The organism is Synechococcales cyanobacterium T60_A2020_003 (genome assembly GCA_015272205.1).
Classification (GTDB): Bacteria; Cyanobacteriota; Cyanobacteriia; order RECH01; family RECH01; genus JACYMB01.
This window is the reverse complement of sequence record JACYMB010000345.1, coordinates 1-9722: the sequence shown is the minus strand read 5'-3', so window position 1 is coordinate 9722 and position 9722 is coordinate 1. Positions and strand designations below refer to the sequence as shown.

Genomic DNA, 9722 nt, shown 5'->3' with positions numbered 1-9722 from the left:
TCGACACCTGGACCGAGTTACTCTGCCATGCCGCCTGATTGGATAAAGTCGAGCTAACTAACCCATTTATCATTCATGGGATAGCCGTCTAATCTGGCCTACGCCGCTTGCAGTAGACGTTGCGCCAGAATGCTTTGAACGGCTGTGAGTAAATTCGGATAAATGCGACTGGGTCGATAGGATTCTAAATAGCGTCGGCTACGAACACCACAGCTCAACGCAACAGTGGGAATTCCGACGGCTTGACCTGCCAAAATATCCGCTTCGGTATCGCCAATCATGCAAGTTTGAATAGGTGTGGAACTTCCCCGTTGGGCAGCTTCAAATGCTTGCCGGAGCAACACCTCCTTGTGGTTTGCCTGATTGTGATAGGCTGCCATCGCATCGTGGCTACCCCACACATCATTAAACAGATGGTGCAAGCCTTCCTCATGCAGAATAGTTAAGACCTGCTCTTGCTGTCGAAGGGTAACCAGCACGAGGCGAATACCCTGACTACGGAGCTGCATGAGTGCCCATCGACCCCCCGTTTGCAGCTTGTCATGGGACAACAGGCTCGGTTGATTCACAATAGACTGAACATGCCCTGTAAATTGATCCATGTGCGACGGCTTTAAGCCCGATCGCATTGCAATTTCTAAATCCGGAGCCCGATTTTGCTTCAGATCCCAAAACACCGACTTAGAAAGGAGCTGAATAGCATGGAACGCATCCAAGTCTGTAGATGCAAGAGATTCTTTCACATGGGCGATCGCCGAACAGTAAGTGTAGTAGTAGCGATCGGACACATCCATGATGGGGCCATCAAAATCACAGAATACCGTCAGTGGCGCAGCTACTAATTCTCCTGCACCAACGCCTGCGAGCCATTCCCTGTCTTGCGTAAATACGCTAGCCCCCATAATTTTCCCTATGCCTTCCTAACGGTGTTTGCAACGTCAACGATTACGATTGGTAAGTGTTGAAATATTTATTAACATTATCAACCGTTTCCATAAGTCGTCAACAAAAACACCTCGAGATCTATTTGAAAAAATTATATTAGTATTTATACTCATTCACTGTTTTGCCATATCCAATACAGCGGAGATGGGCATGCTAGCGTCCTCGGATGGAATGCCCTAGGACGCTAAAACTAGGGAACAGCCCCATACCGCAACCCTAAATCCTCAAAGTTGTCTTCCCAGGAGACGCTGACGAACACCGTCTGCAATTTTCTGTCCTAGATACTCTGGGATTAAGCTTTCATTGGGACCCAGTAAATACAGGATGAGCCGAGTTCGTCCTCGCCAAACCAGCAAGTTAGCATTCACCACTAACAAATCTTCCTGCCAGATGGCATACATGACCTTGTAGAAAAGCCCCGGTTGGTTGTCCGCTTCAATCAGCAAGGCAGGTAGGTGAAAAACAGGATCAACATAAAACTCGGTTTCGACCTGCTCTAACCCTGCATCCAGGTTAAATTCCACCGCCAGCATTTCTTCAACTTCAAAGCGTCCGGCTAAGGCTTCTCGGATTGCTCGACGCACATTGTCGGCTGTATTCTCTGTGAGAACTTTGCCTCCCCGTGACACGATCAGTTTAATGAACACTAGCATGGGAGGATAAATCTGACCGTATAAGCTGAGGCTGTGAATCGTTAAACCATAGGCAGCCAAAACACCGAAAATATCGCTTAGTAGAAAGGACTGGTTTCGGTAGGCAAAATGCAGAGCCATCTTACCGTTGTCAGGCTTGAGATCGATAACGACTTGCCGAGTTTTGTAAAGTTGGTAGGCTAGTTTCAGATTCTGGATTTGAATGTCGCTACTAACAAACTGTTCATAGAACTGCGGAAAGGCACGGTTGAAACGTTTCAGCAGTTCTAGGGTGGATGCTTTCAAGGGCGGAGCCATAGTTTTCAACATCGAGCCTGTGACGTCCTTTCAGGTATGCGAACGGGATCTGCGTGGAAATGTAGTTTTGGAGGGGTGTCCTTCCTTCATAAAAACTGCAATGATTTTGGCTGTTATTCGGCCGATCGCCGCAATGTAGGGATTTTGCCCATCTCTACCGTTTGCTGCAGAGCCATACAGTTCTCAGGAGTAGATTCACTCCAAGTCAATTGTCGATTGAATAGGGGTGAGGATTTTGACAATCCTTAACAGCGCTTGCACAATCAATTTGGAATTAGACGAGATTTAAGAAACCCCAAAGCACGAAACACCTAGATATTGTCTGCATCGTCATTGAGTCCAACCAGCACCCATGATCACCACCAAACCTAGAGGGTCTTGCCATACTTGGCTAACAACCTGACTGAGCTTGACTGAGATATAGGTTTTCCGCTCTGTAAAATCGATTTTATAAACATCTGGACGCTTCAAGGCAGAATTTAGGGGCTTACCGAATGTTGCGTCCCATATAGCTTTGTTATTCCTCTATTGTTCCCAGAATAGCGCTGAGCATTGCTCTATGATGCAATCTTCTGAAGATTCGCAGATCTGCGCGATGGGAGTAGAGTACGAACGATATACTAACTAGTATTGCTGTCTCACTTCTATATCGATCCGCGCCTGCATGGGTTTTTGGAAAAGCTTGTTCACGTCCTCGGAAACGCCAACCTCTTCTAGTGGATCCACTCTTGAAGAGCCTGTTGCGCTGAATGCACCGACCTCGAATGAGGTCCACATTGTGTTTAGCGTCGATCGCGATATTGATCTTTATGATTTGGAAGAGCTTTGCGATGCGGTAGGCTGGTCCCGTCGTCCGCTTCGTAAAGTGCGGAAGGCAATTCAGCATAGTTTTCTAGTGATCTCAATGTGGGAAAAGCGGGGAGCCCAACGCCGATTGATTGGTTTCTCGCGCGCAACGTCGGATCATGCATTCAACGCCACGATCTGGGATGTTGTGGTTCATCCTGATTATCAGGGCAAAGGCTTGGGCAAGAAGCTGATGAAGAAAATGATTGAGAAGCTCAGAAATGAGGATATCAGCAATATCACGCTGTTTGCCGATCCCCAAGTTGTTGGGTTTTATCAAGGATTGGGCTTCATGTCCGATCCGGAGGGCATCAAGGGCATGTTTTGGTATCCCAATTAGGGGATTTGTCGGGATTCGGAGGTAGGTTGAGCAATCCAACGCGCCTGCTGAATCCAACGGGTTACCTCTCCGGCCGATGGGCATAGGTCATTACGCTGCAGCGTTGCGACGTAGAGTTTGAGAACCTGGCGATGGAGACGAGAAGCAGGTGTGGTGCTAAGTTGGCTGGGGGATATAATTCCAGAATGCAACAATAGACCACAGTACTGGCAGCCCACACTCGGTATCCGCGCTAAATCGGCTAAGGCAATCCATTTTTGGAGATGATGGGGGTGAACTTGGAGTTTCGCCGCTAGATCAATGCGTTGCGATCGCGTCTTGGCCTCTTGTAGTAGATCAAAAGTCGTGTGAATACCCAATGACCCAAGCTTTTGGCAGTCGCGTGCACTAATGCCAGGTAGGTCAATAATCTTCCAATTTTGAGATGAAATGCGATCGCGCATAGATGGAGTTGTCAATTACGGACAGAAAACCGCTATACTAAGGACGAAACGGGATGTAGCGCAGCTTGGTAGCGCGCCTGCTTTGGGAGCAGGATGTCGCAGGTTCAAATCCTGTCATCCCGATTAGTGAATATGCCATCAGTACTAGTTTAGCTAGGTTTAAGACAATCGTCTGATTGAGCGATGGTCTATGGGAGTTATCCAATGCTGGCCTCGCATGGTTTAGCCATGGTTGGGCAGTGGTTCTCCCATACCCGAGAACTTCACCTCTACGTGGAACTATTTCAAAATGGGACTGGTCAGAGATCGTGAATCCCGATGGTGAAAGTCGCAGTTGGATATTACAATCCTAAAGTCGATTTAAAATGCAGCCGCAGCAGCAAGTACCTTTAAACCTCAAGTTCTGATTATGGGAGATTAGCTGTGGAACCCCAAGGGATTTTGTTTAGAGGTAGCATAGATGAAAATTTTGGAGCTAGAGAGTTCCTGTAATTTTGTTCATGTGCTGTGGCATAGGGGCTGTCGTGCAAAGAAACTACGTTGCTCAAGCAATGTATAGCCTTATTAACAGGAGTAACTTATGAAATCATTTGTTCGCTTAGGTGCCACGCTTGGACTAGTCAGCAGCACGCTCATGGGGGCGTTGCTTGCCTTTAATCCGGCTGCGGTCGCTCTAACCGATGATGAGATTAAAGAAACGCTGCAAACGGTTCCCGTTTTCACGATTACTGATGCAAACGGTTCGCCTTTAATCTCTGCTCCCGACGGTGAGGATGGGGCAGCCGTTACTGGCATTTTTATTAGCCGCGCCGATGCAGAAAGCTTTCTAGCAGGTTTGCAGCAAGGAAATCCAGACTTAGCAGAGCAAGTTCGCGTTGTGCCTGTCTCTTTAGCAGAGGTATACGACATCGCTGTTGCGAACCAGGGGGATGAGCTCGATTTCGTGTTTGTGCCTATGCAAAACGAAGTAGAAACCGCTGTTGAAATTTTGCGCGAAGACGGGGAAGATATCTCGACAGACGAATTTCAAGGTGTACCCCTCTTCATCGCTCGCTCTACATCAGGCTCAGGTGGATACCTGACCATGCAGCAGGATGATCAAGAGGTGATTCCTGTGTTCTTCAAACAAGAAGAGTTACAGACCATGCTCGATCGTCTAACTCAATCCCAGCCAGCATTAGCTGGGAGTATGGATATCCAGGTGATTAATCTAGAAGGATTAATTAGCGCGATGCAGTCTACCGACGATCCTGATTTTAATCAGTTGTTGCTCATTCCTCCCCGTGAAACCCTAGACTACGTGCAATCGCTCCAGGAACAAAACCAGCAACCGTAGCGATCGCGCATTTAGTGACTTCTCTCGAACCCATGCCATCGCTTTCGATTCCAGGGCAACAACTCTGGACATGGTATCAGCAGGCACGTCAGCAATCACTTGAGGCTGGCGTGCCTCTTTATGAATTGGACTGGTTTCTTCAGGCTCTGGCTGATCTGGACGCTTTGGCGCTGCGGTTGGGAACGTTTCAGACTCAGCCGCAAGTCGGGGTGGCGCGATCGCTCTCCGATCTAGATGCTCTCTGGCAGCAGCGGTTAAATCAACGGGTTCCGGTGCAATATTTGGTGGGTGTGGCTCCGTGGCGCAAGTTTTCCCTGACCGTGACCCCGGATGTCTTGATTCCCCGACCGGAAACGGAATTGATCATCGACATTGTGCAGGCACAGGTTCGTGCTCATCCTGACTTGCAGCGGGGGCACTGGGTTGATTTAGGCACAGGCAGTGGTGCGATCGCCCTAGGACTGGCCGAAACTCTACCCCAGGCCACGATTCACGCCATTGATCAGAGTCCGGCGGCGATCGCCATTGCCCAGCAAAACGCCCAACAAAACGGATTGGGCGATCGCATCCAGTTTTATGTTGGCTCCTGGTTTGATCCGATTCAGGGGCTAGAGGGACAGGTAAGCGGCTGTGTATCCAACCCTCCCTATATCCCGACCGATGTGGTGAACACGCTGCAACCTGAAGTGGTGCGCCATGAACCCCATGCAGCTCTCGATGGGGGACAGGATGGGCTGGACTGCATTCGCCATCTGGCAACGACTGCGCCGAAGTACTTGAGATCCGGTGGATTGTGGCTAGTGGAACTGATGCAGGGACAGGCGCAAGATGTGGCTCAGATCCTAGGACACATCGGACAGTATCGCCACATTCAAATTCATGCTGATTTGGCGGGTATTGAACGCTTTGTATCGGGCGATCGCCGCTAGCCCTAAGCCCGACTCATAGCACGCACCAGCCACAGCGAGGCGCACAGGCCGACAAAATGCGCCAGGATGATGTTGGTATTGGCTTGCACAATCAAAATATCGATGGGCTGGATCGCCTGGGTAATCCGCTCGTAAAACGCTACACCGCTCTGGGGTTGGGAAAGTGCCTTTGCAAAGAGTGCGCCAATCAGTGCTTCAGCACTCATTAGAGTGAGCAACATCCCAATTAGATTAATTCCGACTCCCAGCTTAATGGCCTGAACCACCGCGCTAGGGTTAGGTCGGGTTAACGAATCGGACGATTGAAGCTGTCGCGATAGGCGAGTATAGCGAAACGACCAGTATGCTCCACCTAGTAATACTAGGTTGCCGAGCAGCGCAAAGGCTAAACCAATGCCCGATCCGGGATTCGTAATCGGCTGTCCTGTCGGGGTGCGGTCAAGCTGCAAGATGACCTTGGAAAAAATTAAAACCAGCAGCGAGATAACACTCAAAATAATTTGGATCCAGAATCCGAGCCAACCTGATATCTGGAGCGATCGCACAATTCGCTGAACCGCTGGAGGTAAGGCGCTGTAAGACTCAATATTCGTGGACATAGGATGCTCAACTACCGAAACCGGATGCGCTAATCGAGTGCTAGGGTGGACACAATCACTGCCGGACTGGCCTGGAATAACCGTACCATAGCAAATGGACAGAGAGAACGACCATTCCAGGATTACGGGGCACTTTGGGGTAAGCGCTTGGGGGGGTGCGATCGCCCGCGAATGAACCAGGCCAAAACGGCTAAAAAACTAAACCCCATTAAGCCTGCGAGAGGATTATTATCAATGCCCGTTATCCAGGTGGGAACAGCATCTCGCATCTTGACCACATTGCCCACGTAGAGCATGTAGGATGTCCAGACTAGCACCGCATGCAGTCCCACGGGAAATCCTAAGTACCCATTGGGCGATCGCGGATCCCAAGCAGAGGACACCCATTTGACCCAAACCAGCGTTATACCCAGGAGTACCAAGCCAGGAAACGCAGGAGCCGTGCGGATGACCTCGCTCAGTGGCTTGAGAAAATGCAGCACGGCAAAAATGATGCTATTCACCCAAAGGCATTTCGCTGCCGAATAATCCCGCTGAAGCTCATCCAGAAGCCATCCCCGAAAGAATAATTCCTCGGCAAAGCCAACCCCCAAGCCCACCAGTAGACCCGACGCGACCACACCACCGGGCAGCACCGAAAAGTCGAGGGTCAGCCAACCGAGCCAGGACTCTACAACCACCAGCAGACTCAGGCTGACTATGCCTATCGCCAGTCCTAGGAGTGTGACCTGAATACCCCGACCATTCCAAACTAGGCCATAGCGCTGGAAACTCCGGGACGTGTGATGAACCCGCTGTCCCCAAAGGTTGACCCATCCCAGAAAACCAAAGAATAAAACCACCATCGCCACGATGTTAGCGGTGTTGGCGTTCGGAATCGTTAGCAGCAGCAGTCCGGCAATGGGTAACCAGGCGATCGCCATCAACATCAAAAACATCCCAATCCGAACCGGGGCAGGTTGGTATTGGAGAGAGGCAAGGCGTAATTTCAACGGATTTGAAACAATTACTCGTCAGGCTCAATCGTACTGCTGAGACCGTGCATTTTGAGGGATTCGCAATAAAATTCTGCGTGTTCTTGGGCGCAGGTGATGACCAATGCCTGACCGTTCGTGTGGGCTTCCATCATGATGTTGACCGCTTGGGGTTGGGTCAAACTGGCAACGGTTTGCATCAACACCTGGACGACATATTCCATCGAGTTAAAGTCGTCGTTATGCAGCAAAACCTTGTACCGGGGCGCGTGCTTACGGACAGTTGAACGCTTTTCAAGGGTTTCAACAGACACAGCTTTTTCCTCCTCGACCGATGCGAAATGGCGTTGTTATTGAATATCAGTGGTTTAGATTCTTGGTGCCCTTGCGAAATGAGGGCGGACCAGCAACACACCAGCAGTGATGGAGAGGCGGCCTACGAAATGTGTTGCCTCAGTACACTACTCCCAACATAGCCGACGCTCAGATCAACGACCGGAGTAAAACGGGCGTTCCCTCCGACCATCCTAAATCCCATTTCGTTAAAGGAGTTTGAGATCTAGGCAAACCTATGCCAAGTGTTGCATTACTTCACATACTTTATATCATCGAACTCTGGGGATGACCAAGGGGGCTCGTCAAGAAAAGCAGAATTTTTAATCTCGCGCATGACCTTGCACGAACCTAGAAATTTCCCGCCGCTTCAGCTTGGGCGATCGCTACACTGGGAGGCATGGCCTCAAAAATTCAGCCCCTATCCACCGACATTGTGCATCTCATTGCTGCCGGAGAGGTCATTGACTCCCTCGCGGCTGTGGTGCGGGAATTGGCCGAAAACGCGATTGATGCTGGTGCGTCACGACTGGTCATTTCGGTCGCGCCAGAGCTGTGGCGGGTGCGGGTCGCAGATGATGGCATGGGCATGTCGCCAGAGGATTTGCAGCAGGCTGCCTTGCCCCATAGCACCAGCAAGATTGCGGCCAGGGACGATCTGAATCGAGTCACCAGCTTGGGATTTCGGGGAGAAGCACTGCATAGTTTGGCGCAGCTCGCTTCGTTAGAGATTTGCAGCTATGGTCAGGATCAAGATTCCGGTTGGCAGGCTCGCTATAACGCTCAGGGACAGATTTTAGCCCTTGATCCAGTGGCGATCGCCCGTGGAACCGTGGTTACAGTTCAGGATTTATTTGCCCAGTGGCCGACGCGACGACAAAATCTACCCAGCCCCTCCCAACAACTGCGCCGCATCCAACAGATGATTCAAAACATTGCCCTCTGTTATCCGCAGGTGACTTGGCAAGTGGAACAGGGCGATCGCCCCTGGTTTGCCATTTGGGGAAGTGCATCGCCGGGTGCGATCCTGCCGCAAGTCCTCAAGGAGGTGCGTCCGTCAGACTTAGCGGAACTGGCGTTTGCGACTCTAGGCGATTCTGTCCCGGACAAATCAGTTTTAGTGTTGGGATTGCCCGACCGCTGCCACCGTCGCCGCCCGGACTGGATTCGGATTGCCGTGAATGGGCGGGTCGTGCAGCACCCAGAATTGGAACAGACCATTCTCTCGACCCTGCGCCGCAGCCTACCGCGCGATCGCTATCCCGTCTGCTTTCTCCATTTGCGGGTAGATACCAGCCAAGTGGACTGGAACCGCCATCCGGCTAAATCGGAGGTGTATCTGCGGGACGGGGAACAGTGGCAGGCGACGGTGCAGCAGGCGATCGCCCAAGCCATGCAGGTCAATACCACCGATCTAGCCAGTCAGGGCAGTCGGACGCAGCAGTTGATTAAGCTGGCAGAACAGGAGGGGATTTACGAGTCATCGCGCCAAATCTCTGACTCTGTTCTAGACATCACTGAGGATGGAACGCTAACGGCGATCGCCCAGTTGCATAACACCTACATCGTTTGCGAACATCCGGGCGGCATTTCCCTGGTGGAACAGCACATTGCCCATGAGCGGGTGATTTACGAACAGTTGCGCGATCGCTGGGAATTAGTGCCGCTGGAACCTCCGATCCTGCTCGAAGCCCTTTCCTCTGCTCAGCAAACCCAGCTCCAGCACATTGGCCTTGACCTAGAACCCTTTGGCGAAAACCTGTGGGCGATTCGCACGGCTCCGGCTCGCCTAGCGAAACGGGAGGATTGTGCAGAGGCATTGCTGGAACTCAGCCTTGGGAGCGACTTGGATACAGCGCTGGTAGCAACGGCCTGCCGTACGGCTATTCGCAACGGTACGCCCCTGGCTTTACCAGATATGCAAACGCTCCTGAATCAGTGGCAGCGTACCCGCCATCCCCGCACCTGCCCCCACGGACGACCGATTTGCTTGTCTCTAGAAGAGTCGAGTCTATCGCGCTATTTCC

At 51.2% G+C, this 9722-nt stretch carries 10 protein-coding genes and 1 tRNA gene; 5 read left to right on the top strand and 6 right to left on the bottom strand.

Features of this window, described 5'->3' with window-relative positions:
• Positions 1–98: 98 nt before the first annotated feature.
• Positions 99–902: an HAD family hydrolase gene (locus IGR76_17125; protein MBF2080184.1), complete on the bottom strand. Its 804-nt coding sequence runs from the start codon at positions 900–902 to the stop codon at positions 99–101.
• Positions 903–1169: 267 nt separating this feature from the next.
• Entirely contained in the window at positions 1170–1895 is a 726-nt protein-coding gene (locus tag IGR76_17120) for a hypothetical protein (protein MBF2080183.1), read from the bottom strand.
• A gap of 664 nt (positions 1896–2559) precedes the next feature.
• Between IGR76_17120 and IGR76_17115 the strand changes: the two genes are divergently transcribed.
• A complete protein-coding gene (locus IGR76_17115) occupies positions 2560–3081 on the top strand; it encodes a GNAT family N-acetyltransferase (protein MBF2080182.1) in 522 nt (173 codons plus the stop codon).
• Here the strand turns inward: IGR76_17115 and IGR76_17110 are convergent.
• On the bottom strand, positions 3078–3524 hold the full coding sequence (locus tag IGR76_17110; GenBank protein ID MBF2080181.1) for a DUF4332 domain-containing protein: 447 nt from the start codon (positions 3522–3524) through the stop codon (positions 3078–3080). The two genes, IGR76_17115 and IGR76_17110, sit on opposite strands and share 4 nt — an antisense overlap.
• A 49-nt stretch (positions 3525–3573) precedes the next feature.
• Here IGR76_17110 and IGR76_17105 point away from each other — a divergent pair.
• The 3 genes from IGR76_17105 to prmC all read left to right on the top strand — a co-directional run bounded on the left by IGR76_17105 (position 3574) and on the right by prmC (position 5789).
• Positions 3574–3647 (top strand) — tRNA-Pro (locus IGR76_17105).
• A 457-nt stretch (positions 3648–4104) separates the two neighbouring features.
• The gene (locus IGR76_17100) at positions 4105–4860 is read left to right on the top strand and encodes a hypothetical protein (protein ID MBF2080180.1); all 756 of its coding nucleotides are present in this window, start codon (positions 4105–4107) and stop codon (positions 4858–4860) included.
• 32 nt (positions 4861–4892) lie between these two features.
• Positions 4893–5789, top strand: coding sequence for a peptide chain release factor N(5)-glutamine methyltransferase (gene prmC, locus IGR76_17095; GenBank protein MBF2080179.1), 897 nt, complete (start codon positions 4893–4895; stop codon positions 5787–5789).
• A 2-nt stretch (positions 5790–5791) separates the two neighbouring features.
• Here prmC and IGR76_17090 read toward each other — a convergent pair whose 3' ends face one another.
• From IGR76_17090 to clpS, 3 genes are all read right to left on the bottom strand, one after another.
• On the bottom strand, positions 5792–6388 hold the full coding sequence (locus IGR76_17090) for a DUF3611 family protein (GenBank protein MBF2080178.1): 597 nt from the start codon (positions 6386–6388) through the stop codon (positions 5792–5794).
• Positions 6389–6510: 122 nt separating this feature from the next.
• Positions 6511–7326 (bottom strand): CPBP family intramembrane metalloprotease, encoded by an 816-nt coding sequence (locus IGR76_17085; GenBank protein MBF2080177.1) that lies wholly within the window; start codon positions 7324–7326, stop codon positions 6511–6513.
• A 68-nt stretch (positions 7327–7394) separates the two neighbouring features.
• Positions 7395–7676, bottom strand: a complete 282-nt coding sequence (clpS, locus tag IGR76_17080; GenBank protein MBF2080176.1) for an ATP-dependent Clp protease adapter ClpS — start codon at positions 7674–7676, stop codon at positions 7395–7397.
• A 419-nt stretch (positions 7677–8095) separates the two neighbouring features.
• Between clpS and mutL the strand changes: the two genes are divergently transcribed.
• Positions 8096–9722 (top strand): DNA mismatch repair endonuclease MutL (gene mutL / locus IGR76_17075; GenBank protein ID MBF2080175.1); only part of this gene is annotated, 1627 nt, incomplete at its 3' end.